Genomic DNA, 25,236 nt, shown 5'->3' with positions numbered 1-25,236 from the left:
CTTATCATCCCCTTTCCTCTTCTGCTTGTAAGGGAAGCCTCAGGAAAAAAGTGCTTCCTTTTCCTGGCGTGCTCGAAACGTCGATCTTGCCTCCGTGGTCTTTGGCGATGCCAAGGCTTACAGACAGCCCCAAACCTGTACCTTTTTCCCGATCTTTAGTCGTATGAAAGGGATGGAATATGAAGGGCAGGCGGTCTTTTTCAATCCCTGTTCCGTTATCAATCACCTGAATCACCATGAACTCGTCTTCTGAATAGGTAGTGATCGCAATCGATTTTTCAGATAGAGCGGACTCATCCAATGCGTCCTTTGCATTCAATAGCAAGTTGATGATGATCTGTTCTATCTGAGGCTGGCTGCCCTTTATGAACGGAAGGTCTTCCTGAAGGGAAAGATGGAGGGAAATTTGTTTCTTCCCAAGTTGAAACTTCAAAAGGTTCAGAACCTGGTGAATTGCTTCGTTAACAGAGTAATAGTGGAATCTATACTCATCCTGCCTTGAAAAGGTAAGCAGGCTTTTCACTATTTGCCTGCATCGGTCACCACAAATCTTAATATCGTTCAATAGCATATAGTCCAGATTGTCCTGTGGGGTTTTCCGTAATAAAATCTGCGAGTTACCAAGAATGGCCGTTAATGGGCTATTCAATTCATGGGCAATCCCTGCTGCCATTTCACCAATCGCCCCAAGTTTACCGGCATGTAATAGCTGGACTTCCATTTGTCTTCTTTCAGTGACATTTTTATAATAAGCAATGACCCCATATACTTGATGCTCCTTATTCTGAATCGGGTAGGCATGCATTTCCAAGATGGTATCATGCTGAAGGAGAATTTCCTGAAATCCTGGTATATTAAATGAAAAGGTATCTTGAATAAGAGATTGGGATGCTTCAATTAAAGGAACCAAGTCGGAAAAGTCCCGGGCAGAATCATTGGATTGATAGACAGATCCTTTGTGATCAAAGACGATGATCATATCTTCAACTGCCTTGAACGTATCCTCCCACTCCTGTTTGGAATGAAGAACTTCCTTATAAAGCTGGGCATTCTCCAAAGTCAGTGCAAGCTGATTGGATAGTTGCTCAAGAAAATCCAGTTCATCTTTATGCCATGTTTTCTTTTTCTTCCTGCCGAAAGTCCAGATTCCGATTTTTTTACTTTTTCCGTACAAAGGGACTAATAGAAGTGTTTCAATTTCAAGGGATATTAGACGTTCTTTTTCTGGGAAGTCCGGTAACCGTGTAACTTCCACCTGAATGGGCTGCTTGTCTTTCAAGACGGACGAGAAATCCTGAAAAGGGTGTAACAGGTTATTGGAATCCATTTCAAGTTCGCAGTGACCATTGGGGCAGATATGAAGCAGGGCAGGTTCTTCCTCATACAATATGACAAAATGACTGTCATCGAATGTAATGAGCTGCTTGAGTTTCGCAATGACATTTCGGAGAATTTCCTGGATGTCGATTTCAATATTCATATTTTTAGTGATGTCATTCATAATTTCAAGCTGCATATTTTTCTTCTTCAACTGATCCACGGTTTTCTTAAGTTCCGTGTAATACGTTTTTTTTGAAGATTTCACACCTGTCATTAAATCTATCAATTCAAGTTTATTCATGCCTTTCACCTCTTAAAGGGCTGTAAGAAGCAGCTGATTAATCTGTTCTAATGACATATCACGAGGATTTGTGATCATGCAGGCATCCTCAAGTGCGGTCATCCCTATGGGTTCTATCATTTCTTTCGTAATGCCGACATCACTTAAACTCTTGGGAGCTCCTATATCCTGGGATAATTCCCTTACGAAGTGAACGGCTGCCATTCCAGCTTGCTGCTCGGTCAATGCCCGTGTATCGATGCCCATGATGTCTGCCATCTCGCTGAATCGCCTTGGTGAGGCAATTCGATTGAAATCCATGACATGGGGAAGCAGTATCGCATTGATTTCACCATGCGGAAGAAGGTATTTTCCGCCAATTGCATGTGAAATGGCATGGGCCGCTCCCAAAATGGCATTGGAAAAAGCTAGTCCAGCTTGCAGACTCGCCATTGCCATCGCTTTTTTTGCTTCCTCATTATGCCTGGATGCTACAGAGGGGCGTAAGTGACGGGAAACGATGGACAACGCGTTTTTAGCTTGTACATCGGTCAACGGTGTCGCAGCGATAGAAACGTAGGATTCAATGGCGTGGGTTAAAACATCCATTCCAGTAGCCGCGGTCAAATCCGGTCCCAAGGTGGTTAAGGTACCAGGATCGACTATTGCAATATCGGGGACGAGTGATTTTGAAATGATCGTCATTTTTTTCTCGCGGAATGAATCGACGATCACCGAAAACTGAGAGACCTCTGATCCTGATCCTGCCGTAGTCATAATCATCACCATGGGTGGAAGGGGAGAGTGGACTTTATCAACACCTTCATAATCACTGATGATGCCACCATTCGTAGCTAAAAGGGCTACCCCTTTGGCGACATCCAAAGCACTGCCTCCTCCCAAACCAATGATGGCATCGCATTCTTGGTCATTAAATGCCAAACAGCCGGCTTCAATCTCCGTGTCTTTCGGGTTGGTCGTCATTTCAATGAAGGTAGCAAAGGCAAGACCCACTTCTTGGCAGGATTCAATGACTTTATCTAACCAGCCAGCATTGGCAACACCGGAGTCGCTGACTATCAACGCCTTTTTGGCACCCAACCGCAAGCAGGCCTCGCCAGCTTGTTCTATCGAACCTTTTCCAAAAATTACTTCCGGCATCACAAATTTAGTTATCGACATCTTTGCGCCTTCTCCCTATAAAAATTCAATTTCTCTTGTATTATTTTCCCGAAAAAGAACGAAAATCCTGTTTGGATACCAGGTTTTTTATATAATATGACAAAATATCAAATGATTGAGGACTTTTGTTATGCGTCAAATCACCTAATCATTTCTTTTGTTTGTAGATTCGTTACTTTAGACATGGATGAATAGGGATAAACCTACCTAGTTAGAATTTTCCGTATATTGTAAAATAATGGAGGGGATCTATTAAAATAGGAGGCAGGCAATCTATGAAAAAACAATTTCTATCCGTATCATTAGTTGCGGCATTAACATTCGGAGCAACCGGGACCACTACTACCGCTTTAGCAACACCGAGTTCTTCTCCAGTACATCATGCGCCATCCACAGACAAGCAAATCGTTAAAAGGATCGATGTCGACAAAATCTACAAGAATATTGAATACCTCTCACAAACACCTCGAGTTGCCGGTACTGATTCGGAGTATAAGGCCGTCCAATTCATCAAAAAGCAGTTCGAATCTTATGGCTATAAAGCCGATATTGACGAGTTCAGTTTTTTATCCTATACAGATCCAAATCTGGTCGAGCTGTCCGTTGACGGGTTTGACAGGGAAATCCAAGCGAACCATTTAACTTATTCAGTAAATGGTGATCTATCCGGTGAAATGGTATACGCCGGCTTAGGAACGAAGGAAGAGCTTGAAAAAGCGGGTGTTACAGGTAAGATCGCCCTTATACAAAGAGGCAGCTTCACTTTTGCAGAGAAAGTATTGAATGCAGCAGAAAAAGGGGCAGCAGGTGTCATCCTATTCAATAATGCAGATGGGGAATTAAATGGGACCCTTGGAGGAGCTAATGATCAGTATATTCCATCTGTCACGATAACGAAAAAGGATGGAGAAGCACTGCTTGAAAAATTGAATGCTGGAGTTAAACTGACAGCATCATTAAAGATTGAAGGAGCTTATACCGGAGAGAAAAGCTCTTATAACGTGGTGGCAACAAAAAAAGCAACAAAGACCATTAAAGCTAAGAAGAGCGATATCATCTATATCACTGGACATCATGATTCCGTCGCTGGGGCACCTGGAGCGAATGATGATGCATCAGGCACGTCCGTCACACTTGAACTTGCACGTGCACTGAAGAATCTTCCTACAGATACGGAACTTCGCTTCGTCACCTTTGGGGCCGAGGAAAATGGATTGCTTGGTTCACAGAATTATGTGGAGAACCTCTCTGATGATGAGATTAAGCGGACGATTGCAAACTTCAACCTGGATATGGTGGGAAGCAAGGACGCTGGAGATTTGGTCATTTTGACTAATGATGGAGAGTTGAATCTTGTGACCGAGCTGGCTCAGGCATCAAGTACAAGGCTGAATGGCGAGCCTACTCCATATGGACAAGGCGGACGTAGTGACCATGTATCTTTCGCTGAGGCTGGGATTCCCGCTGCTTTATTCATCCACAGTCCATCAGAACCTTGGTATCATACTCCTGATGATTCCATTGATAAAATCTCAAAAGAAAAGCTTCAAGATGTTGCTGGAATTGTCGGAACCGCTGTCTATGACCAAGCTAAAATCGAAGCTAAAGAGCCAAATCCAAATCATAAAAAAGGGAAAAAGGTGAAAGCTCCGCATTTATTTGACGAAAAGGAAACCAGATAATGCATTAAAAAAGTATGAATTTCAGAGGGTGCAGCTGCACTCTTTTTTTTATGTTAAAAAATGAAAAAACGGGGGAAGTCTAATTCATAATCCTTCCAAATGGGATGGATTCCCTATGTAAATGAAGTTAATGTATTATTTTCTATTAATCCCTATGCTGAATATAAGGGAGAGTTGTTTCCAGTATCAGAAGAAAGAACAACAGGAAAAGTATTGTTGGATACAACCAACACTGAACTTGCCAAAAGGATGGGGTTTGAACGAACAGATAAATATATGTACTCCAAATCTGTGGAATGGGATGAAGTGGAGATAATCGAGGAGAGGAAGCCCTATACATTAGATTAATTTCCCCGTTAAAAAGCCCTTGAGGTTAAGGGCCTTTTTTATGAGGGGTATCAAACTAAAGGCAACGAATCAGCCCCAGATGATTTAGTAATGACAGTATTCTTCCGTTACAATAACAGCCGAATGTGCCTTGATTATAACAGCTTAAGTAGAGCCTGTGCACCTGTTAGGATAAGCCCTATTATAAAACCACAGACCGCCCCGTTCACACGAATCCATTGTAAGTCTTTTCCTACACCATTTTCCATCATATCAATCAGTGTTTCATTGTCTAGTTTATCTAAATTTTCCTGTACAAGATTGCCGATCTGCGTATGATTTTTTTCAATGAGAACAGTAATTTGTTTCTGTATCCATTGATCGATGTGCGTGCTATTTTCTTTTATGTTGTCCAGTACGTGCTGAATCAGTGGAGTCAGGTAAGTATCCATGAAATGTTCATCATCTACGAAATCTAACGCATCTTGTTGAATTTGTTGTAGACTCCCCTTTATTGTCGCCTCAGGCTCCCATTTTGTCAGAAGTTGATTTTTCCATTTTTCAACTCCTTCTAACAGTTCCCGGTTATGGTTAATGCCTTGTATCTCATTTCGGATATATAGGATTAAAGCCTCTCTATTTGGTTCTTTCTCGTTTTGTAAATTATTTACGACACTTAATAAAAGGTTTTGTATGATATTCCCAAGTTTCTCTTCGTTAAGTAGACTTTGAATGGATTTGACGGCAAACTGAAGCATACCTTCCAGTTCAATCTTGCTGAGTACATCCATGGAAACAGTGCCAAGTCGATGACTGGTTTGTTTTTTTCTTAACCAATCTTCCGCTTTTTTCAAAACATGATCCAAGGCCTTCTTATCGAATTGTTCATTGAGTAACTGTGAACTTACTAAATGAAGAATCTTGCCCATGTCTATGTTAGAAAGTGATGCTTCAATCTTTTTTGCAACGAAAGGTGTAACCTTTTCTATATCTATATAACAAATCATTTGCTTGATAAGTTTAATCAGGACTTTTCTAAAAGTATCACTTTGTATCTCTTTTACTAAAATTGGGATCAATTTTTCTGTAAAAGGAATATGTTTTACTTTGTCTTGAATACTTTCCTTAGAAAGCCAGTCATTTTTTAGCATCGAAACAAGTGCATTGGTCATTCTTTTACGATTGTTGGGCAAAAGCGCTGTATGGGGGATCGGTAATCCCAGCGGGTGCCGGAATAATGCAGTGACTGCAAACCAATCTGCCAGACCACCGACTAATCCTGCCTCAAACCCTCCATGTAATAAATCCAGCGGCAACGTACCTTGAAATGGAGTGGTTGCAATATAACCCGCTCCCATGATCATTAGTGAATATTTAGCAATTTTTCTTGACGATTTTATTTTTGGTGACATTATATTCCTCATCCTTAAAATGATATCAATTACTATAACCCGAATCATTAGCAATTTCCATAACTTACTTTTTATCTAGTAGTATAGCAGGTAGTTCAAAAAAATACTCCCAACAAGGGCAGTCAGTTCATCTATCGGGGAATGAGAAAATCGCCTATTAAGTATGAAAGCTTAAAATATGCAATATGAATCGAACCCACAATCATTGATATTTTCCTTTGAATTTCAATGATAAGGATGGTTGATTCACAATAAAAAAAGCCGATTTATTCAATCGGCTTTTTTTATTCATCCAACAATATTATGATATGTCTGTTTTTATCGAATTATTTGTCCCTGCATTTTTTTTATCTTTCATGCGACTGAAAATAAAGGCTAGAACGGAACCTGATATATTATGCCAAACACTGAAAATGGCACTAGGTACAGCGGCCAAAGGCGAGAAGTGGGCTGTTGCTATAGCTACACCTAAACCAGAGTTCTGCATACCAACCTCCATTGCGACAGCTTTCTGTTTAGCTAAATCCATCCCGCATAAACGAGCAAAGAAAAAGCCGAGAAGAAAACCAAGAACATTATGAAGAACGACGACTGCAAAAATGAGCAAACCTGTTTTAGCCAGCTGAGCTTGGCTGCCTGCCACTACGGCAGATACGATCAGAACGATAGAAATGACAGATACTAGAGGCAAAGCCTTTGCCCCAGCTTCTGCCTGTTTACCGAAAAACTTTTTAACAATGAATCCAAGCATCAGTGGGATGATCACCACCTGAATGATGGAAATGAATAGTGATCCAATACTGATATCCACCCATTTACTTGCAAAGAGCAAAATAAGCAGGGGAGTTACGATAGGCGCTAGAATAGTGGAAACAGAAGCAATGGCAACTGCAAGCGCAACGTTTCCTCTCGCAAGAAACACCATGACATTGGAAGCTGTTCCACTAGGGCAACATCCTACCAAAATAACCCCAACAGCCACTTCTTTGGGCAAATCGTACCCTAATGCTAATACAAATGCCAATAATGGCATAATGATAAAATGTCCTACTACTCCTAGTGCCACTTCTTTCGGACGTCGGAAAACTTCTTTAAAATCCGCTGTTGATAATGTAAGTCCCATGCCAAACATGACAATTCCTAATAATGGGACAATATAGGCTCCAATCCATATAAATTTATTAGGTAAGATATACGCAATAACTGCAAATATAATGACCCATAAGGTAAACGTTTTACCAGCAAATCCGCTGATTTTCTCTACTACTCCCATAGTGACCCTCCTAGATGTTTTAAAATAAAACAATTATAGTTTATATTCAGAATATTTTAAACCTTTTTAAAAAATCAATACATCTTTAAACAGCCTTTTGGGTATTTTCATTATGGACAGTCATATTGAAAACGATGATTTTTGGAACTATAATTCTCTTCCGCTGAACTAGTGTGAATATGGATTTACTCTAGGAAAAAAGCGGACAGGGTTTTTAGAGATTCTATTCGCTTTTTTACTTTATCTTTTAATAAAAAATAAGAGGGTGCTGTATATTAGTGGCAAACCAATTTATAAGGAACTGGAGTTGGAATGAGTATTTGTTGTTTTACAGGTTTAATTATTGCTATTGTATGTGTAGCTAGAGCTATAAAAGAAGTGGAGATGTGGTTTCTTTGATACATATATTAATTGCGGATGATGATCGGCATATTCGGGAGTTGCTTAAATTTCATTTGGAAAAGGAAGGATACATGGTATCGGAAGCGAAGGACGGGAATGAGGCTTCCTTGATACTGGAGAAGGAACGGATCCATCTGGCGGTTGTCGATATTATGATGCCGTTTAAAAACGGACTGGATCTTTGTAAGGAAATCCGGGATCAATATGATCTGCCTGTCATTTTATTGACAGCTAAAGATCAACTTATCGATAAGGAAAAGGGGTATTTTGCGGGTACTGATGATTACCTCGTCAAGCCATTTGAGCCACGGGAACTTCTATTTCGGATAAAAGCGCTATTGCGAAGGTACCGTATGGTGAATTCTGAATCCATATCATTGAATCAAACGGTCATTGACCGTAAAAGTTATGAGGTTCGAATAATGGGGAATACGCTGCTCCTGCCGCTTAAGGAATTTGAGCTGCTGGCTCAGCTTGGGAGTTTTCCTGATCAGGTCTTTACGCGTGAACAGCTTATTGAACTGGTGTGGGGTGCTGATTTTGAAGGGGATGATCGGACGGTTGATGTCCATATTAAACGGTTAAGGGAACGTTTTGCCGGGCGTACCGATGATTTTGTTATAACGACTGTCCGTGGCTTAGGTTATAAACTGGAGGTCAATAGGAAGTGAAAACACTCTATTTCAGGATAGTTATTCAAACCATTTTGATCATGGTGCTTGCCAGTGTCATCGCTTTTTTGATTTCCAATATCTATTATCATAAGGTTCAGAAACCTTACAATGGCGAGAAGATAAGCAAAGTGGCAAGTGAGATTGTCTCCTTATATGAGGAAAACCCAGATCAGGATATTGATGACTATTTAAATCATATAGCAGGATTGCACTATCAAATGTATCTATTTAATGAGCAGGGTGAAGGAACTTTATATGGGGAGCCGTTTCGGGAAACGGCTTTAGATCCAGACACAATTTCCGGAGTTTTGAACGGAAAAACGTATCAAGGGATCGCCAATTATAATAATGGGCTATTTATTACCGGTTTTTTTGAGGATGTATTAATCAATAGCATTGGCGTTCCCATGAACGTGAATGGGGAAAGGCATGCATTGTTTGTAAGGCCGAATATAGAACTTCAGTTTGGAGAGTTCCGCTTTTACCTTTCTGTTTTGCTCGTACTTACGCTCCTACTCAGTTTTTTATTTGTTATTATAAACACGCGTTTCATCGTTAAGCCAATTACGAAATTAACGGAAGCTACAAAGAGAATCGCTGATGGGGATTATAGTAGTGAATTAAATGTCAGCCGAAGCGATGAGATAGGGGATTTGGCACAGCATTTTTCGAAAATGACCCATAGTATCCAACGGTTGGATGATATGAGGCAGGAGTTCGTATCGAATGTATCTCATGAAATTCAATCTCCGCTCGCATCCATCCAAGGTTTTTCTCAAACCCTTCAATCGGAGGAATTAACAAAAGATCAAAGAAATAATTACTTGTCCATTATTGAAAAAGAAAGCAGGCGCATGTCATTGTTAAGCAAACAGCTGCTAATGCTTGCTTCCTTGGATAAAGAGGATGACCCGCTGCAACGTTCCAATTTCGATTTAGCGCAACAAATACGGCAAGTGTTGTTCATGCTGGAATGGAATTGGCGGGAAAAAGATATGGTGATCGAAATGGATTTGCCTTCAACCGTCATTTCTGCAGATGAGAAACTTTTAAATCAAGTATGGACGAATTTGATAACCAATAGCATTAAATACTCGGAAAGCGGCAGTTCAATCAATATTTGGATTAAAAAAATAGGCAGTGCTGTTGAAGTGATGATTGCTGATACGGGCATGGGAATTCCAGAAGAAGACCTCCCTTATATCTTTGATCGCTTTTATAAAGTCGACAAAGTGAGGAACAGGAGTGAAACAGGCAGCGGATTAGGACTTTCGATTACGAAGAAGACGGTTGAACTTCATGGCGGAACGATCGAGGTTCAAAGCGAACTCAGTAAAGGGACCACTTTTTATATACGGCTGCCCCTTATGTAATCATTTGTTCATCTTCCATTCATATTGATTGTTTACAATCGGGTCATACCGAATCAAGTAGGAATTGATCGGTAAACAAAAGGAATGGGGGATGAAATGATGTTTTTGGCAATACGTGAACTAAAGCATTCAAAGTTACGTTATCTGCTGATTGGACTGATCATGGTATTGGTCGCTTTGCTTGTCTTTATCATTTCAGGATTAGCTAATGGACTTTCTTCAGATAATGCTTCATCCATACAAAATATGAAGGCCGACTATTTTGTCATGGAGCATGACTCTAAAAATAAATTGAACCGATCGATCATATCCATGGAAAAACTAGATGAAATCCGTGCTTCCTCGGATGTTAAAGCAGCCGAGGGTCTTGGGCAAACGATGACCACATTGAATAAAATCGGGTCAACGGAAAAAACGGATGTCACGATTTTTGCGACCAATGCTAATGGTATTTTAGCACCGAAGGTCATAGAAGGAAGGAACTATGACAATAAGAAACAAGGTGAAGTAGTTGCTGATCGTTCTTTAAAAGAGGTTGGCTATAAATTAGGTGATTCACTCAAAGATGACCTATCAGGTAAGGTTTTCACCATTGTTGGTTTTACAGAAAAGCAGTCTTACAGCCATTCACCTGTTGTTTACATGAATGTTAAGGGATGGCAGGAGATTAATCCTGCATTGAAAAACCAAGGGGAAGATTCAATCAGCACCATAGCAGTGCAAATGGATTCGAAGGCAGAAGAGAATGTACGTGAATCATTGCCTGAGGATGTAACGCTCATTTCTAAAGAAGAATCACTTCAGAGTATACCAGGGTTCAAAGAGGAACAAGGTACATTGACGATGATGATTGCTTTCTTGTTTGTCATAGCAGCATTCGTTTTGGCTGTATTCTTTTATGTGATTACCTTGCAAAAAACGAATCAATTCGGAGTTCTTAAAGCACTCGGGGCCAATACGGGCTACCTGGCAAAAAGTATTATTGGTCAAGTAATGCTGCTTGCAGTGACATGCATAGCCATCAGTGTTGCCCTGACATATGTCGTCACGTTAATCATGCCAGAGGGAATGCCATTCGTATTGAGTACCGATTTGGTCATTAAATATTCCGTGTTACTTTTGGTTGTATCCGTATTGGGTTCGCTGCTATCACTATACCGAGTAGCGAAGATAGACGCGATCGAAGCAATAGGGAGGGTATCATGATGAGGGATAAACTATTATTTGAAAACGTCAGTAAGATTTATGGGGAAGGCGTTAATAAGGTGACAGCCCTTGATAATATTTCCCTGAATGTGAAAGCGGGGGAATTCGTCGCGATCGTGGGTCCTTCAGGCTCAGGAAAAAGTACTTTTCTTTCAATAGCGGGTGCGTTACTATCTCCGAGCGAAGGTCGCTTACTGCTGAATGATGAGGATATTACATCACTATCCTCAAAGGAATTGACTCGGGTGCGCCTTGAAAAGATCGGGTTTGTATTCCAGTCATCGAATCTTGTTCCATATTTAACTGTACGAGATCAGCTTCTGCTACTTTCTGAACTGATTGGCAAGCGGGATAAAAAAACTGTGAAAAAAGCGGACGAATTGCTTAGCCATCTTGGACTTGGAAATCGGGCAGATCACCTGCCTGAAGCACTATCGGGCGGAGAGCGGCAGCGTGTAGCCATCGCCCGTTCGCTGATGAATGATCCTGAAATCATTTTAGCGGATGAACCAACGGCAAGTCTTGATTCCAAAAGAGGCAGGGATGTTGTTGAAATGCTTGCACATGAGGTGAAGTCAAGAAATAAAGCGGCCATCATGGTAACGCACGATGAAAGAATGCTAGATTTATGTGATCGAGTGGTCAATATTACAGATGGCAAGGTATTTGGATGAGTTATACTTAAAACACACGCCCCCTTGAGTTGAATCAAGGGGTAACTAGGCCGCCGCCTCTCCAAAGGAATTAGGAGAGGCGGCGGCCTGAATTCTCTGAAATACTAGATGGAACCGTTATAAATAATTTTATAGGAACGGGCTGCAAATATGTAAGCAAAGGCAAAGGCATATTTTATAAACGGCTATAAGAAAAGGATATTATACTGGTATCCCAGACCGTTCTCTTCGGATTAATTATGTTTTTTAATTTTAAAGAACAAACAGTGATAAGTTGCTTTCACACCTGATTCTTCTCGGTATTCTGTGTCGTATATGTTGATTAACTCTCGAAAAAAAGCGGGGCGTTGGCAGTAGTTTTCTTTGTTGCTGTTAGCTGCACCAATCTTTTTGATTGAAGTGAAAAATTCACGTACTGTCTGAAAGTACTCTGGTTCAAGCGTTTCCATTTTTGTCATCTCTATTGGAAATGCTGATGAAAAAGGGATTGCTTCTTCACAAACTTGCGATAATTCTTCTAGAGTATAAAACATTTGGCCAGGTGAACTATCAATGGTAAGTTGAAGCTTTTCTTTCGCATGTTCATATGACATATGAAGCTCTTGAAAGGTTTTAGTTCCGAACGTTGAAAATATCAGGCTTCCTTCAGGCGTTAAACGCGAAGACAATTTTTCAAGGGTTGCAGGAAGGTTATTCAGCCATTGAAACGTTGCATTGGAAATAACTAAGTCATAGTTTTCATTAAGTTCCATTTCTTCGATGTCAGCACATAAAACAGTAACACGGTCTTCCTTTGTCAGTCCTTTCGCCACTTCAACCATTCCTGGTGCTAAATCAACAGCCGTAATAACAGCATTAGGAAATGTTTTAACGAGTAACCTGGTCAAGTAACCAGTGCCGCAGCCAATTTCAAGAATATTAATTCTTTGACTGGGGTTTTTTTGAGGAAGTAGATCAACCAATTGTCTCGCCATATTTTTTTGAACATTGGCATACGCATCATATGTTTTCGCATGTTCACTGAACCGCTTACTTAACAATCGTTTATCAATCATGAATGTACTCCTTTTTGAATGAATGTTTTCATGAGCTGCACACATTCCTGTGGTTTTGTGAAAAATGGAATATGACCAGTACCTTCCATAATGTGGAGTTCAGCTTCCCCACCCAGATTTTCTTTAATGAAAGATGAGGCTTCGAGTGGGCAAATTTTGTCTTCCATTCCATGAATCAATAAAAAGGGGGTTTTAACCTGAGCGAGCTTTACTCTTACGTCTTTCTGAAGTAAATAATCCAAACCTATAAGAAGCGAAAACACATCATCTCCTTGAAACTCGCGTTGAATTGTCGCATTGAATTGATGATAAAAACCTTCTTTTTTTTCTGCTTCGGAAAACATTGCTTCATAAAATGAAATCAAAGTCTTCTCTTTATTACGCTGTAGTTGTTTCTTCATGCGCTCGACAATAAGTGGATTCCAACCAAATGAATAGTTTTCATCCGTGGTAAACCGACTCGTTGCACCAATTAGTATAAAACCTTTTATTTTTTCTCGATATGAGCTTATAAGTTCAAGTGATACGAGTGCCCCTAATGACCAGCCAAGTAAAAAAATAGGACCATCGATGGAAGCGATTGTGTCGATGACTCGTTCTTCAAAGTCATTTAGTGTTTTCGTATCTCTCCATTCTATAAATGAAAGGTTAAATGCTTCAGACAGCGGTTTGATTAACGGTTTAAATGCTCCTTCTTCCATTCCCCAGCCAGGAAGCATGATTAAATTCGGCTTTTTCATTCAATAACACCCATTTCTTTTCCAATAATAGAAACCTTTTTAACTGCCCAATCAAGATCTTCTTTATTGTGGAGAGCTGTCACGGTAAACCGGATTCTCGCCTCATTTTCAGGAACGGTCGGCGGTCTGACAGCAATTGCTGCAATTCCTTCTTTCTGCAAACGTTTGGCAAATTTCATCGTTTTTTCGTTTTCTCCGATGACAATAGGAACAATATGTGATTGACTCCCACAAATATTAAACCCGTAATATGTGAGTTCTTTTCTAAAGTATTCCGAATGTGTTTGGAGCAGTGCACGGCGCTCTGGTTCTTCTTGCACAAGGTCAATCGCTGTCTTTATAGCACCGAGTATGGCAGGGGGGAGTGCAGTTGAATAAATGAATCCGCGCATGCGATTTTTTAAATAGTCAATAAGCCATTTTTTTCCGACAACATAGGCTCCGAATGAACCAAGCGCTTTACTGAATGTTCCCATTTGGATATCAATTTTATTTTGAAGATGGAGATGACAGGCATAACCTTCACCGTTTTTACCGTAGATGCCGCTTCCGTGTGCTTCATCTGTCATTAAAATTGCGTTATAACGTTCTTTTAATCGAACAAGGTCTTCAAGATAAGCAAAGTCACCGTCCATGCTGAAGACCGTATCCGTCACGATTAATTTACGTGCTTCAATTGATGATTTTTTCAATAATGCTTCTAAATGATCTAAATCATTATGCCGATATCGCATATGCTTCGCACGGCTCAAAAGAGCTCCATCGACAATGCTTGCATGATTCAATTTATCACTATAAATAAAATCGTTACGAGACAGCATAGTGGATATAATTCCTAAGTTTGCGTTATATCCACTGTTGATAATGAGACCTGCTTCTGCTTTCTTCCAATTGACAAGAGCTTGTTCTGCTTGGTCGTAAAGAGGATGATTGCCAATGATTAAACGTGAAGCCGTTGCTCCTGCACCATATGTATGTACTGCATCAACCATAGCCTTTTTCAACCGTTCATCTCCTGCATATCCTAAATAGTTATTGGAAGCAAGGTTTAGCATTCTATGGCCGTTGATCAAAAGCCATGGCTTCTCGGCAAATACAGTTGTGACGAGTTCACGTTTTTGCGATATCTCTTCTAAATAAGCCAGTTCTTTCTTTATTTTATCTTCCCAAGGTAATTGCTTTTCACTGTGCATGGACATTCTCCTTTTGTTATATGTTAACTTAAATTAATTTTAGTTAACATATAAAACATTCTAATCATGACCCTATAAAACTGTCAAGCTTTGAAAAGGAACCCGATTATAAAATAATTATTCATAGATCAGGGAGATAACGAGGGGTGAAAGAGGAGAACTATTATCAGCATTCTGATTAGAATTTGTCCTTTGAACCATGTAGTGGAGCAGTAGAGTTTTACCATAACAATAAGTTGTAAGGGGGATTATGATGGCTGCTGTTTTCCATGGGCAGCAGCTTTGTTAAGCTAATGTCTAAAAGAGCTTAGAAAAAATTAGTGCCTTTTACGTATTAAGCTTATTCATTGAAGATAGTCTAACTACCAAGGTAGTCTTTTTGTTAAACCTTCAAATCTTTGAAGGATTAAATGGAATTCCATGTTACTATAGAGCAGTGAAATTAACCTATTTCTTTTCACATTAACAATTACATAAAGGAAGGTAATTAAATATGAAAAAGATTTCTTTAGATGTTTTATTTATATTAATAGGAGCTTTTATTTTCGCTTTGGCAATAAATCTTTTCGTTATTCCCAATGAACTTGGTGAGGGAGGAGTCACGGGGATAACCATCATTTTATTTTATCTTTTTGAGTGGTCACCAGGGCTGTTAAGTTTGATCATTAATGCTTTCCTGCTCATTGTCGGTTATAAATATCTGTCGAAAATGACAACGATTTATACCATCATCGCCGTTGCATTCAACTCGCTTTTCCTTCATTTAACCGAAAGTTGGAATATATCTTCCGATGAAATTGTCATCAATGCGATATTTGGCGGGGTTTTTGCCGGAGCAGGGATTGGAATAATCATTCGAGTTGGAGGTACGACTGCCGGTACAACGATCCTAGCCCGAATTACGAATAAATATTTGGGATGGAGCTTAAGTTATGGACTTCTGTTTTTCGATTTAATCGTTGCGTTCTCATCTTATTTCATCATTGGCGCAGAAGGTCTGATGCTTACTATCCTAATGCTTTATATTGGAACAAAAACGATGGAATTCATCATTGAGGGATTGAACCCGAAAAAAGCGATTACCATCATATCAAATGAAGCGGACCAGATTGCAAAACAAGTGACGGTATTGATGGACCGAGGGGTAACCGTTTTTAGCGGTCATGGATACTATACAAAAGCATCCAAGGATATTTTATATATCGTTATAAGTAAGCAAGAGGTGCTCAAGTTAAAGAGAATTGTGCAGTCAACGGATAGCAATGCTTTCATAGCCATACATGACGTTCGGGATGTATTTGGTGAAGGATTCCTGGATATCTCGAAGTCCTGAAGCGATTGGTTAGTTAGAAATGAAAAGGCCTAATAGGCTTTTTTATTTTGCAATGTAAAAAAATCTGTAAATTCCGAATAATTTGTTATATTATGTAAGTAAGAATCCACACACCCTGAGGAATGCAGCCATTAAATATGGAGGTGTCTAAAATGATCCTTTTAAAAGTGGATGACAGAAAGTTTGGGAAAAGCAATATCAAGTACAGTGTAGTTGATAAGGAAACGAATGAATTGATCATTAGTGGTGTGTTTAAAGAATTTGGACAGGCAAGCGATAAATATTATGAACTGAAAGATGAATATGGTTCATCCAATGTACAGATGGTATTGAAGTGAAAAGAGGGGGACCGTTGGGTTTCCCTTTTTGGGTACTAATGTCAGAGGTGAAAATGGCCCGTACAAAAAAAGTTTTTATAATCGTTTAAAGGAATAATCAATGGTTTCTGAATCATATAATTAGATTGAGAAGGTTTTAAACATCCTTTTTTTACAATATACTACAATTTAATTGTAAAGTATGGAATTTGGTGGTAATATAAAGCGCATAAATGTAAACGTTTGCAAAAGAGTTTGTGAGGAGGTGATGTAAAAGAAGTACGTTAGACTATTCATATCGTAGAACGAAAGGTTTTTATTTTACTATTTTATGCAAACGTTTTCTTAAAATTGCATGAATATTATGAAAAAAGGGAGAGTCGGTAGGCATGAATCGTAAAAAATGGTACGGGGGAATCTTTTCTGTTTTATTAATTTTTAGTGTGATTTTGGCTGGATGCTCTTCTTCTACTGGTGGAAACAGCGACTCTAAGGATAAAGTGACTCTGGATATTTTTCAATTCAAGGTAGAATTCAAGTCGCAATTCGAGGCATTGGTGAAACAATATGAAAAAGAAAATCCAGATGTGAAGATCAAGATATCGACAGTTGGCGGTGGAAATGATTATAAATCAGCCATTACGGCAAAGTTCGCTTCAGGTGAGGAGCCAGCGGTTTTTAACATTGGCGGACCGGTAGATGTCAAACAATATAAAGATAGATTATTAGATTTAAAGGACACGAAGGCAGCGGCAGCAGCACTTGATGGCACTTTGGATGGCGTGGAAGAGGACGGGCAAGTTCTTGGACTTCCATTTAACCAGGAAGGATACGGCTTGATTTATAACAAACGGATATTTAAGGAAGCCGGAATCAATCCTAAAGAAATTACAAGTTATGCAGCATTAGAGGCGGCAGTTAAGAAAATGGATTCACAGAAAGACAAATTGAAAATCGATGCAGTTTTCGCTTACCCGGTTAAAGAGAAGTGGGTGACAGGAAACCATTTATCCAATGTATTCTTAGCGCCGGAGTTTGATGGGAATGTGTTAAAAGCAAGCAAGTCTCCAACTGTTAAATTCACGGATGGTGACAAGTTTAAACAAATGGTCGATATCCAAAATAAATATTCCGTCCAGCCGACAACAAGTCTTGATTACTCCCAACAAGTGGAAGAGTTGTTCTCCCTTGAAAAGGTTGCAATCATTCAGCAAGGTAACTGGGTGTATAACACAGTATATGATATGGACCCGGAATTAGCGGAAAAAGGCATTGGTATCATTCCGATTCCTAATGGAGACAAAGCAGGAATGCCGGTCGGGGTACCGAACTATTGGGCAGTGAACAAGAAATCGGATGAAAAGGTACAGGAAGAAGCGAAGAAGTTCCTCGACTGGATGTATACATCTGAAGAAGGGAAAAAAGCCGTTTTGGAAGATTTTAAATTCATTCCTGCTTATGAAGGATATGATGTAGAAAAAATAGCCGATCCAATTTCAAAAGAAATTTATAAATACTCCCAAGATGGAAACACGATTGGTTGGGTGTTTAATGGATATCCGGTTGGTTGGAATGATGATCTTGGTGCAAGTGTCCAAAAGTACGTAACTGGTAAATTGACGTGGGATGAACTTGTCCAACAGAACATTGAAAATTGGGAGAAGATTCATAGCAAGTAAGTGTTCGGAATGGCAAATGACCAATCGGCATGAAAAGGGTGTCGATTGGTTGTTCCTGTTACAAGAAAGTAGCTAAGGGAAATTGCGTAAATAAGGTATACATCATTTACTAACTAGTCATGATCGATGATTTTTAATATATTTTGAAATCCGTTATCTATTAAATCATTTCAAGGAGGTCGGTTTCGTTGAGGAATCGGGATGCCGCATATTGGCTGTTTTTGACACCTGTTCTTGCTGCACTCATTTTGGTGGTGATCGTGCCACTCATCTACGGATTTTATTATTCCTTTACGAATTGGAACGGTCTAGGGACGCCAGCTTTCATCGGTCTTAAGAATTATATGGATTTGTTTACGGATAGAGGGTTTCTGGATACATTTTGGTTCACCATTAAATTTTCCGTAGCGGCAATTGTTGTAATCAATGTCATCGGTTTAAGTTTGGCTCTTATCGTGACATCGAAAATCAAATCAAGCAACATACTGCGGACAGTTTTCTTTATGCCCAATTTAATTGGCGGCTTGATCCTAGGTTTTATTTGGCAGTTCATTTTCATTAAGGTCTTTGGTGCGATTGGTGACTTGACTGGGATCGAGGCATTTAATGGATGGTTATCAACGACAGAAACAGGTTTTTGGGGATTGATCATATTAACGTCTTGGCAAATGGCCGGGTATATCATGATCATTTATATTGCATATCTGCAGGCTGTTCCTGAAGACTTGATCGAAGCGGCAAAAATTGATGGGGCTAACAGCTTCCAGCGCTTTCGCCATATCACCTTCCCGCTTGTGGCACCTGCTTTTACCGTCAGTTTGTTTTTGACGCTGTCCCACTCGTTCAAGATTTATGATCAAAATCTTTCTTTGACGAACGGAGCTCCCTATAATTCAACCGAAATGGTCGCGATGAACATTGTAAAATCCGCTTTCACCGAAAATGATATGGCATATGCACAGGCAAAAGCCGTAATCTTTTTCGTAATTGTGGCAGCAGTTTCTTTAACACAAGTGTATATCAATAAGAAAAGGGAGGTTGAGCTGTAATGAGAAAAAAATGGAAGCTATGGCTGGTTGGATTCATCGGTTTCATTTTAGCCGTAATATGGCTCACTCCGTTTTATTTAATGATTGTCAATGCTTTTAAAATGAAGCGGGATATATTTGCCGATACACTGGGACTGCCTGAAACCTGGACATTCGAAAACTTCATTCAAGCTTTCGAGCAATTGGATTTCCTCCGGACTTTATTCAATTCTTTATTGATATCGGGCGTCAGTGTAGTCATTATTATCATCTTTTCTGCGATGGCCGCATATGCACTTTCCCGAAACAAAAGTAAAATAAGTTCCTTGCTTTTCTTTGTGTTTGTAGCAGCCATGTTGATTCCGTTTCAGTCTGTGATGATACCGCTTGTTGCCCAATTTGGTCAGCTGGGGATGTTGAACAAGGCCGGACTGATTTTCATGTATTTAGGTTTTGGTTGCAGTCTTTCCATATTCCTATACCATGGTACATTAAAAGGGATTCCCATCTCTCTTGATGAAGCAGCTAAAATTGATGGTGCTAACCGGTTTCAAGTATTTTGGCATATCATCTTTCCATTATTAAAACCGATGTCCATTACAGTTGGGATCTTAAATGTCATTTGGATATGGAATGACTATTTGTTGCCATCCCTTGTTATTGGTGGCGAGGGATCGGAGACCATTCCGCTTAAATTGTTCTTCTTTTTCGGGCAATATACGAAACAATGGCATCTTGCCTTGGCTGGACTTACTTTATCCATCATTCCAGTCATCATTGCGTATTTTTTTGCTCAAAGGCAAATTATCAAAGGAATTGCAGATGGAGCCGTTAAATAACTATTTAAATATAGGGAATATTAAACCATATGCGGTGAACGGGAAGTGGTGATGAATATGTCTGTTACAATAAAGGACGTTGCCAAAAAAGCGAATGTCGCTCCATCAACGGTATCGCGTGTAATTCATAACAGCCCGACAATAAGTGAAAAGACAAAGCGTAAGGTACGCAAGGTATTAAAAGAAATGGGCTATCATATGAATGAAAATGCCCGCAACTTAGTCACGAAGTCCACAAAAGCCATTGGAATCGTCATGAAAAGTTCCGCAAGGGAATCACTTTATAATCCCTTTTTTCCAGAAGTGATCCGAGGCATCGGGGATTTCTGCAATAAAGAGGGGTACAGCCTTTCTCTGACAACCGGCGAGACGGAAGATGCCATCTTTGAGGATGTCGTGAAAATGGTTCAGGGCAGAAGAGTGGATGGCATGATTGTTTTATACTCTAAAAAGGACGATAAAGTAGTGCCGTATTTAATAAAGCAAGGCTTTCCGTTTGTTTTGATAGGGAAGCCAAGTACGAACGTCGGCGGCATCACATTCATTGATAACGATAATGTTCAAGCGGCCAGGGAAGTATCGGAGTTTGTAATCAGCCTTGGACATGAGCGAATCGCCTTTTTAGGAGGCAGTCCAGAGTTTGAAGTGATTCAAGCCCGCTTGACAGGGTTTCAACAAGCGATGGAGCAGGCTGGATTAGATGTGCCACAGGAATATATCAAATTGATCCCTTTAAATCGAACAGATGGAATAAAGGCGATTGATGAATTGCTGGAATTAAGTAAGGCTCCAACCGCTTTTTTGGTTATGGATCTTTTATTGGGAGTTCTTTTGCTTGGAGTTTTAGCTGAAAAGAACTTGAAAGTGCCGGAGCAAATTAGTGTCGTCTGTTTTAATCACTCAGAATTCATAGAATTTTTAAGTACGCCGCTTACAACGGTTGATATCCATACGTATCAGTTAGGGTATGAGGCGGCAAAATGCGTGTTCGATCTCATTGCAAATCCTGAAATGATGGAAAAAAGTATAAGTATCCCTACCAAAATCATAAAGCGGGAGTCGCATTTTGTTGCCGAAAAGGAAATTAAATGAAAAATGTAGAAATGTTTTACTAATTAAAGCTTGATTTTTGCTAACATAAATTTACAATATAGATTATCACTATTATTTTTGAAATAAGCCAATAAGTATGATCTGATAATCGACTAAGGTTTGATCACGTTTAACGCAAACGTTTGCGTTACGAATAAAGAGGTAATAGTTAACATACGAGCAGGAGCAAGATGCCGACAAATTGATATGGAGGAGATTGTTCATGAGAGTCCTAGTATGGAATGAGTTTCGCCACGAGAAAACCAAGCCTGAAGTAGCCGAAGTATATCCAGATGGAATCCATGGGGCAATTTCCGGCTTTTTACAAAGCGAGCAGGTCGAAGTGAGGACGGCCACTCTCGATGAAGAAGAGCATGGATTAACCGAAGAAGCACTGAAACGAACGGATGTACTTCTATGGTGGGGACATGTAGCACATGATGAAGTTCAGGATGAAATTGTTACGAGGGTTCAGAAGCGGGTTCTCGAGGGAATGGGTCTCATCGTCCTTCATTCTGGTCATTTCTCTAAAATCTTCAAACAGTTAATGGGCACGACTTGCGATTTGAAATGGCGGGTGGCGGATGAGAGGGAAAGGCTCTGGGTTGTCGATCCCAGTCATCCGATCGTTGATGGAATCGGGGAATATATAGAGCTTGAGAAGGAAGAGATGTATGGGGAACATTTTGATATTCCTGCACCAGATCAATTAATATTCGTCAGTTGGTTTGAAGGCGGGGAGATCTTCAGAAGCGGTTGCACGTATCAGCGGGGAAAAGGAAGGATTTTCTATTTCCGTCCAGGTCATGAAACATATCCGACTTTCCATAATCCAGAGATTCAACGGGTAATTAAGAATGCCGTTGATTGGGTCAAGCCAGAATTTGGAATGGTAACGAACTATGGGAAAGCCGAACCGTTGGAATCCATATCAACAAAGAGCTGAAGTGAAGGAGAGAACAGAATGGGCAAAGTGAAGGTAGGAGTCATTGGATGCGGGAGTATCGCAAAAAATAGGCATTTTCCGGAGTATGATGCACATAAGGAAACTGAAATCATTGCCGTTTGTGATATTGTGCCAGACCGGGCGAATGCAGCAGCACAAAGGTATGGCGCCCAAGCATATACTAATTATATAGAACTTTTGAAAAATGAGGAGATTGAAGCGATCAGTGTATGTACACCGAATTACCTGCATGCAGGCATCACAGTTGCGGCCTTGGAAGCAGGTAAGCATGTCCTTTGTGAAAAACCAATGGCCACTTCTTTAGATGAAGCTGAAAAAATGAATGAAGCATCAGCGAAAAGCGGAAAAATACTAATGATTGGTCATAATCAGCGTTTTGTTCCTTCGCATCAAAAAGCGAAACAGCTTATTGAGAGTGGGAAGCTAGGAAAAGTCTATAGCTTCCGGACGGCCTTTGGACATTCCGGGCCAGAAACCTGGAGCGTGGACGGACGGGAAAGCTGGTTTTTTAAAAAGGATCAGGCAGTCATTGGTGCAATGGGCGACTTAGGCGTCCATAAAGCTGATTTATTAAGGTATCTCCTTGGAGAGGAATTTGTTGAAGTGGGAGCCTTTGTGGAAACGACTGCCAAGAAGAACACAGACGTTGATGACAGTGCGGCCTGTATTCTCCGGACGGAGAGCGGTATCATCGGTACTCTTACCGCCAGCTGGTCTTATGCAAAAGAAGACAATGCGACGGTCATTTATACGGAAAAAGCGGTATTGCGCCTTGAAGACGATCCGAAATACTCACTGATCATCCATCATGATGATGGAAAGACAGAAACCATCCAATTAGGAAGCATCCAGACAAATGATTCTGATGGACAGCATGATTCCGAAGTGATCAGCCACTTTGTAAAATGTGTGGTGAACAATGAGGAGCCTCTTGTCTCCGGAGTTGAAGGGTTAAAATCATTAAAAGTCATTCTTGGCGCGATGGAATCAAATACATCCCGAAAAATCATCCGCTTATAAAGGGGTTTATAGTCATCATGTACAAATTAAAAATGGGTATTATCGGTGCTGGCGGAATTGCCCAAAAAAGGCATATCCCAGCTTTTCAAAAATTTCAAGATAAGGTAGTTTTATACGCCATCCAGGATATAGATGAAATGAAGGCGCGAGAAGTGGCACGTGAATTTCATATCGAAAAGGTTTTCACCAATTATGAAGAAATGTTTGCTGAAGTGGATGCTGTTACGATTGCAACGCCAAATAAGTTCCATGCGGAGATTTCAATTGCTGCCCTGCAAGCGGGTGTACATGTGTTATGCGAAAAGCCGATGGCCATTACAACTGAGGAATGTAAGGCAATAACCGAGGCTGCAAACATATCGGGTAAAGTGTTATCGACTGCTTATCATTACCGCTTCATGAAGGAAGCCCAAGCTGCAAAGAAAATGATTCAGGCCGGTGAAATCGGTGAGCCATATGTAGCGCGTGTACAGGCAATCAGACGCCGAAAAGTCCCTGGCTGGGGAGTATTTACAAGCAAAGAATTGCAAGGCGGGGGAAGCGTAATCGACTACGGCTGCCATTTGCTTGATTTGGCTTTATGGCTGATGGATGACCCAGAACCGATTGAAATCGTAGGTTCGACATATAATTATGTCAGTAAGGGTGTCGATCAGGTCAATCTATGGGGGAATTTCGATGCATCGGTATTTGAAGTGGATGACCATGCCACGGCTTATATCAAATTTGCCAACGGAGCATCTTTATTATTCGAAACTTCTTGGGCCGCGAATATCCGTGAAGAAGCAACTGTTTTGAGTTTATCCGGAACACAGGGCGGACTTGATGTGTTCCCATTAGTCTTGAATCAGGCTAAGCACGGCATGCTATTAAATAGTGAGGCAGTATGGATGCCTGGGGAGGATACACCAGACCTGCAGCAGGCAGAGAACTTTATTGACAGCTGCCTAGGATTGGTGGAACCATTGGTAAAACCATCGGAAGCCATGAAAGTTTCAAAAATAATCGAAGCCATTTATCAAAGCTCGGCAAGTGGGAAGGTCATGAGCATAAACTAAAGAAAAGGTGAGGTGGGGCTTGTGAAATTAGGGGTTTTTACCGTGCTATTTGCTCAAAAATCATTCGAGGATATGCTTGATTATGTTGCGGATTCCGGATTAAAAACAGTTGAAATCGGTACAGGCGGGTATCCAGGCAATATCCATTGTCCACTCGATGAACTGCTGGATAGTGAAGAAAAGCGCCAAAAATACCTGGAATCCGTTCAAACGAGAGGATTAACGATCAGTGCATTCAGCTGCCACGGCAATCCGATCTCTCCAGATAAAGCGTTCGCCAAAGAAAGTGATGAAACATTGATTAAAACAATCAAGCTTGCATCCTTACTAAATGTCCCGGTCGTCAATACTTTTTCTGGTACAGCTGGTGATCACGAAGGAGCTAAATATCCAAACTGGCCTGTCGCCCCATGGCCCAATGAGTATACAGATGTGCTGAAATGGCAATGGGAAGAAAAATTGATCCCCTATTGGAAAAAAGTAGCTGCCATTGCCGATGAACACAATATAAAAATTGGACTTGAACTGCACGGTGGTTTTCTCGTTCACACACCCTACACCTTGTTAAAACTGCGGGAAGCTACATCGGATGCAATAGGAGCCAACCTTGATCCAAGCCATCTTTGGTGGCAGGGCATCGAGCCAGTCGGAGCCATCAAAATTCTAGGGAAAGCGGGGGCAATCTACCACTTCCACGCAAAAGACACATACTTGGATCAGGATAATATCAATATGTATGGATTAACCGACATGCAGCCATATGGAAATGTCCAAAGCCGCGCCTGGAACTTTCGCTCAGTAGGATGCGGACACAGCCTGCAAGATTGGTCCGACATCATGAGCGCCCTTCGCACATACGGTTACGATTACGTCGTCAGCATCGAACACGAAGATCCGCTGATGTCAGTCGAAGAAGGATTTCAACGGGCGGTAACCAATTTAAAAACTGTCCTCATCAACGAAAGTCCAACTGATTTATGGTGGGTATAATTTTATAGCCGATTACGAGCAGCCTATTAGAGGTTGCTTTTTATTGTGTGCCAGGCATGGCAACTATCTAGGTGGTGAAAGTCCACTGTGGGGGTACACATCGACCAACCACTAAGGAAG

General features: G+C 40.5%; 23 protein-coding genes. 16 read left to right on the top strand and 7 right to left on the bottom strand.

Features of this window, described 5'->3' with window-relative positions; translation table 11 throughout:
- Positions 1–4: 4 nt before the first annotated feature.
- Together ACFX4X_RS12455 and ACFX4X_RS12450 are read right to left on the bottom strand one after the other, a co-directional pair.
- Positions 5–1,621, bottom strand: a complete 1,617-nt coding sequence (locus tag ACFX4X_RS12455; protein WP_377383823.1) for a sensor histidine kinase — start codon at positions 1,619–1,621, stop codon at positions 5–7.
- A gap of 12 nt (positions 1,622–1,633) precedes the next feature.
- Positions 1,634–2,782: an iron-containing alcohol dehydrogenase gene (locus ACFX4X_RS12450; protein WP_377383820.1), complete on the bottom strand. Its 1,149-nt coding sequence runs from the start codon at positions 2,780–2,782 to the stop codon at positions 1,634–1,636.
- Between the two features lie 275 nt (positions 2,783–3,057).
- Between ACFX4X_RS12450 and ACFX4X_RS12445 the strand changes: the two genes are divergently transcribed.
- Together ACFX4X_RS12445 and ACFX4X_RS12440 are read left to right on the top strand one after the other, a co-directional pair.
- Positions 3,058–4,464 (top strand): M28 family peptidase, encoded by a 1,407-nt coding sequence (locus ACFX4X_RS12445; protein ID WP_377383817.1) that lies wholly within the window; start codon positions 3,058–3,060, stop codon positions 4,462–4,464.
- Between the two features lie 174 nt (positions 4,465–4,638).
- Positions 4,639–4,812, top strand: coding sequence for a hypothetical protein (locus tag ACFX4X_RS12440; protein ID WP_377383814.1), 174 nt, complete (start codon positions 4,639–4,641; stop codon positions 4,810–4,812).
- Between the two features lie 134 nt (positions 4,813–4,946).
- On the opposite strand, the gene ACFX4X_RS12435 is transcribed toward ACFX4X_RS12440, so the two are convergent.
- Both ACFX4X_RS12435 and ACFX4X_RS12430 read right to left on the bottom strand, forming a co-directional pair.
- Entirely contained in the window at positions 4,947–6,203 is a 1,257-nt protein-coding gene (locus tag ACFX4X_RS12435) for a DUF445 domain-containing protein (RefSeq protein ID WP_377383811.1), read from the bottom strand.
- A gap of 301 nt (positions 6,204–6,504) precedes the next feature.
- Positions 6,505–7,476 (bottom strand): bile acid:sodium symporter family protein, encoded by a 972-nt coding sequence (locus ACFX4X_RS12430; protein WP_377383808.1) that lies wholly within the window; start codon positions 7,474–7,476, stop codon positions 6,505–6,507.
- Positions 7,477–7,871: 395 nt separating this feature from the next.
- Here ACFX4X_RS12430 and ACFX4X_RS12425 point away from each other — a divergent pair, with 395 nt between their 5' ends.
- From ACFX4X_RS12425 to ACFX4X_RS12410, 4 genes are all read left to right on the top strand, one after another.
- Complete coding sequence (locus ACFX4X_RS12425) at positions 7,872–8,549, top strand: response regulator transcription factor (protein ID WP_377383805.1); 678 nt, start codon at positions 7,872–7,874, stop codon at positions 8,547–8,549.
- Complete coding sequence (locus ACFX4X_RS12420) at positions 8,546–9,925, top strand: sensor histidine kinase (RefSeq protein ID WP_377383802.1); 1,380 nt, start codon at positions 8,546–8,548, stop codon at positions 9,923–9,925. Before ACFX4X_RS12425 ends, ACFX4X_RS12420 begins: the two co-directional genes overlap by 4 nt.
- 99 nt (positions 9,926–10,024) lie before the next feature.
- A complete protein-coding gene (locus ACFX4X_RS12415; RefSeq protein WP_377383799.1) occupies positions 10,025–11,131 on the top strand; it encodes an ABC transporter permease in 1,107 nt (368 codons plus the stop codon).
- The gene (locus tag ACFX4X_RS12410) at positions 11,128–11,805 is read left to right on the top strand and encodes an ABC transporter ATP-binding protein (RefSeq protein ID WP_284471928.1); all 678 of its coding nucleotides are present in this window, start codon (positions 11,128–11,130) and stop codon (positions 11,803–11,805) included. Before ACFX4X_RS12415 ends, ACFX4X_RS12410 begins: the two co-directional genes overlap by 4 nt.
- A gap of 233 nt (positions 11,806–12,038) precedes the next feature.
- On the opposite strand, the gene bioC is transcribed toward ACFX4X_RS12410, so the two are convergent.
- Genes bioC through bioF form a run of 3 tightly spaced genes read right to left on the bottom strand, consistent with a single transcriptional unit; the run spans position 12,039 to position 14,793 of the window.
- Complete coding sequence (bioC, locus tag ACFX4X_RS12405) at positions 12,039–12,860, bottom strand: malonyl-ACP O-methyltransferase BioC (protein WP_284471927.1); 822 nt, start codon at positions 12,858–12,860, stop codon at positions 12,039–12,041.
- A complete protein-coding gene (locus ACFX4X_RS12400) occupies positions 12,857–13,600 on the bottom strand; it encodes an alpha/beta fold hydrolase (RefSeq protein ID WP_377383795.1) in 744 nt (247 codons plus the stop codon). Before ACFX4X_RS12400 ends, bioC begins: the two co-directional genes overlap by 4 nt.
- Positions 13,597–14,793 carry an 8-amino-7-oxononanoate synthase gene (gene bioF / locus ACFX4X_RS12395; RefSeq protein WP_377383792.1) on the bottom strand — a complete coding sequence of 399 codons (1,197 nt, stop codon included), beginning with the start codon at positions 14,791–14,793 and terminating at the stop codon, positions 13,597–13,599. Before bioF ends, ACFX4X_RS12400 begins: the two co-directional genes overlap by 4 nt.
- Positions 14,794–15,286: 493 nt before the next feature.
- On the opposite strand from bioF, the gene ACFX4X_RS12390 reads away from it, so the two are divergent.
- The 10 genes from ACFX4X_RS12390 (at position 15,287) to ACFX4X_RS12345 (ending at position 25,116) form a co-directional block, all read left to right on the top strand.
- Positions 15,287–16,126 (top strand): YitT family protein, encoded by an 840-nt coding sequence (locus ACFX4X_RS12390; RefSeq protein WP_061461337.1) that lies wholly within the window; start codon positions 15,287–15,289, stop codon positions 16,124–16,126.
- A 152-nt stretch (positions 16,127–16,278) separates the two neighbouring features.
- On the top strand, positions 16,279–16,464 hold the full coding sequence (locus ACFX4X_RS12385; protein ID WP_061461339.1) for a hypothetical protein: 186 nt from the start codon (positions 16,279–16,281) through the stop codon (positions 16,462–16,464).
- 368 nt (positions 16,465–16,832) lie between these two features.
- A complete protein-coding gene (locus tag ACFX4X_RS12380) occupies positions 16,833–18,122 on the top strand; it encodes an ABC transporter substrate-binding protein (protein WP_377383788.1) in 1,290 nt (429 codons plus the stop codon).
- Positions 18,123–18,310: 188 nt separating this feature from the next.
- Entirely contained in the window at positions 18,311–19,171 is an 861-nt protein-coding gene (locus ACFX4X_RS12375) for a carbohydrate ABC transporter permease (RefSeq protein WP_061461343.1), read from the top strand.
- On the top strand, positions 19,171–19,989 hold the full coding sequence (locus ACFX4X_RS12370; protein WP_061461345.1) for a carbohydrate ABC transporter permease: 819 nt from the start codon (positions 19,171–19,173) through the stop codon (positions 19,987–19,989). The genes ACFX4X_RS12375 and ACFX4X_RS12370 overlap by 1 nt, the downstream gene beginning before the upstream one ends.
- Before the next feature lie 57 nt (positions 19,990–20,046).
- Positions 20,047–21,081 (top strand): LacI family DNA-binding transcriptional regulator, encoded by a 1,035-nt coding sequence (locus ACFX4X_RS12365; protein ID WP_377383783.1) that lies wholly within the window; start codon positions 20,047–20,049, stop codon positions 21,079–21,081.
- A 223-nt stretch (positions 21,082–21,304) separates the two neighbouring features.
- Positions 21,305–22,027, top strand: coding sequence for a ThuA domain-containing protein (locus ACFX4X_RS12360; protein ID WP_284471923.1), 723 nt, complete (start codon positions 21,305–21,307; stop codon positions 22,025–22,027).
- An 18-nt stretch (positions 22,028–22,045) separates the two neighbouring features.
- Positions 22,046–23,068, top strand: coding sequence for a Gfo/Idh/MocA family protein (locus ACFX4X_RS12355; RefSeq protein WP_377383780.1), 1,023 nt, complete (start codon positions 22,046–22,048; stop codon positions 23,066–23,068).
- Between the two features lie 17 nt (positions 23,069–23,085).
- Positions 23,086–24,126 (top strand): Gfo/Idh/MocA family protein, encoded by a 1,041-nt coding sequence (locus ACFX4X_RS12350; protein WP_089362554.1) that lies wholly within the window; start codon positions 23,086–23,088, stop codon positions 24,124–24,126.
- A 21-nt stretch (positions 24,127–24,147) separates the two neighbouring features.
- The gene (locus ACFX4X_RS12345) at positions 24,148–25,116 is read left to right on the top strand and encodes a sugar phosphate isomerase/epimerase family protein (RefSeq protein WP_061461355.1); all 969 of its coding nucleotides are present in this window, start codon (positions 24,148–24,150) and stop codon (positions 25,114–25,116) included.
- The last annotated feature ends 120 nt before the right edge of the window (positions 25,117–25,236 follow it).

Source organism: Peribacillus sp. YIM B13481 (genome assembly GCF_042787985.1).
Classification (GTDB): domain Bacteria; phylum Bacillota; class Bacilli; order Bacillales; family DSM-1321; genus Peribacillus; species Peribacillus simplex_A.
Note: the sequence above shows the minus strand (reverse complement) of the source record. Positions and strands in the feature narration are given on the sequence as shown.

Excerpts from the sequence above, each read along its gene's own strand:
- ACFX4X_RS12455 (WP_377383823.1), bottom strand. The coding sequence starts at position 1,621 with ATGAATAAACTTGAATTGATAGATTTAATGACAGGTGTGAAATCTTCA.
- ACFX4X_RS12450 (WP_377383820.1), bottom strand. The coding sequence starts at position 2,782 with ATGTCGATAACTAAATTTGTGATGCCGGAAGTAATTTTTGGAAAAGGT.
- ACFX4X_RS12445 (WP_377383817.1), top strand. The coding sequence starts at position 3,058 with ATGAAAAAACAATTTCTATCCGTATCATTAGTTGCGGCATTAACATTC.
- ACFX4X_RS12435 (WP_377383811.1), bottom strand. The coding sequence starts at position 6,203 with ATGTCACCAAAAATAAAATCGTCAAGAAAAATTGCTAAATATTCACTA.
- ACFX4X_RS12430 (WP_377383808.1), bottom strand. The coding sequence starts at position 7,476 with ATGGGAGTAGTAGAGAAAATCAGCGGATTTGCTGGTAAAACGTTTACC.
- ACFX4X_RS12415 (WP_377383799.1), top strand. The coding sequence starts at position 10,025 with ATGTTTTTGGCAATACGTGAACTAAAGCATTCAAAGTTACGTTATCTG.
- ACFX4X_RS12410 (WP_284471928.1), top strand. The coding sequence starts at position 11,128 with ATGATGAGGGATAAACTATTATTTGAAAACGTCAGTAAGATTTATGGG.
- bioC (WP_284471927.1), bottom strand. The coding sequence starts at position 12,860 with ATGATTGATAAACGATTGTTAAGTAAGCGGTTCAGTGAACATGCGAAA.
- ACFX4X_RS12400 (WP_377383795.1), bottom strand. The coding sequence starts at position 13,600 with ATGAAAAAGCCGAATTTAATCATGCTTCCTGGCTGGGGAATGGAAGAA.
- bioF (WP_377383792.1), bottom strand. The coding sequence starts at position 14,793 with ATGCACAGTGAAAAGCAATTACCTTGGGAAGATAAAATAAAGAAAGAA.
- ACFX4X_RS12390 (WP_061461337.1), top strand. The coding sequence starts at position 15,287 with ATGAAAAAGATTTCTTTAGATGTTTTATTTATATTAATAGGAGCTTTT.
- ACFX4X_RS12385 (WP_061461339.1), top strand. The coding sequence starts at position 16,279 with ATGATCCTTTTAAAAGTGGATGACAGAAAGTTTGGGAAAAGCAATATC.
- ACFX4X_RS12380 (WP_377383788.1), top strand. The coding sequence starts at position 16,833 with ATGAATCGTAAAAAATGGTACGGGGGAATCTTTTCTGTTTTATTAATT.
- ACFX4X_RS12370 (WP_061461345.1), top strand. The coding sequence starts at position 19,171 with ATGAGAAAAAAATGGAAGCTATGGCTGGTTGGATTCATCGGTTTCATT.
- ACFX4X_RS12365 (WP_377383783.1), top strand. The coding sequence starts at position 20,047 with ATGTCTGTTACAATAAAGGACGTTGCCAAAAAAGCGAATGTCGCTCCA.
- ACFX4X_RS12360 (WP_284471923.1), top strand. The coding sequence starts at position 21,305 with ATGAGAGTCCTAGTATGGAATGAGTTTCGCCACGAGAAAACCAAGCCT.
- ACFX4X_RS12355 (WP_377383780.1), top strand. The coding sequence starts at position 22,046 with ATGGGCAAAGTGAAGGTAGGAGTCATTGGATGCGGGAGTATCGCAAAA.
- ACFX4X_RS12350 (WP_089362554.1), top strand. The coding sequence starts at position 23,086 with ATGTACAAATTAAAAATGGGTATTATCGGTGCTGGCGGAATTGCCCAA.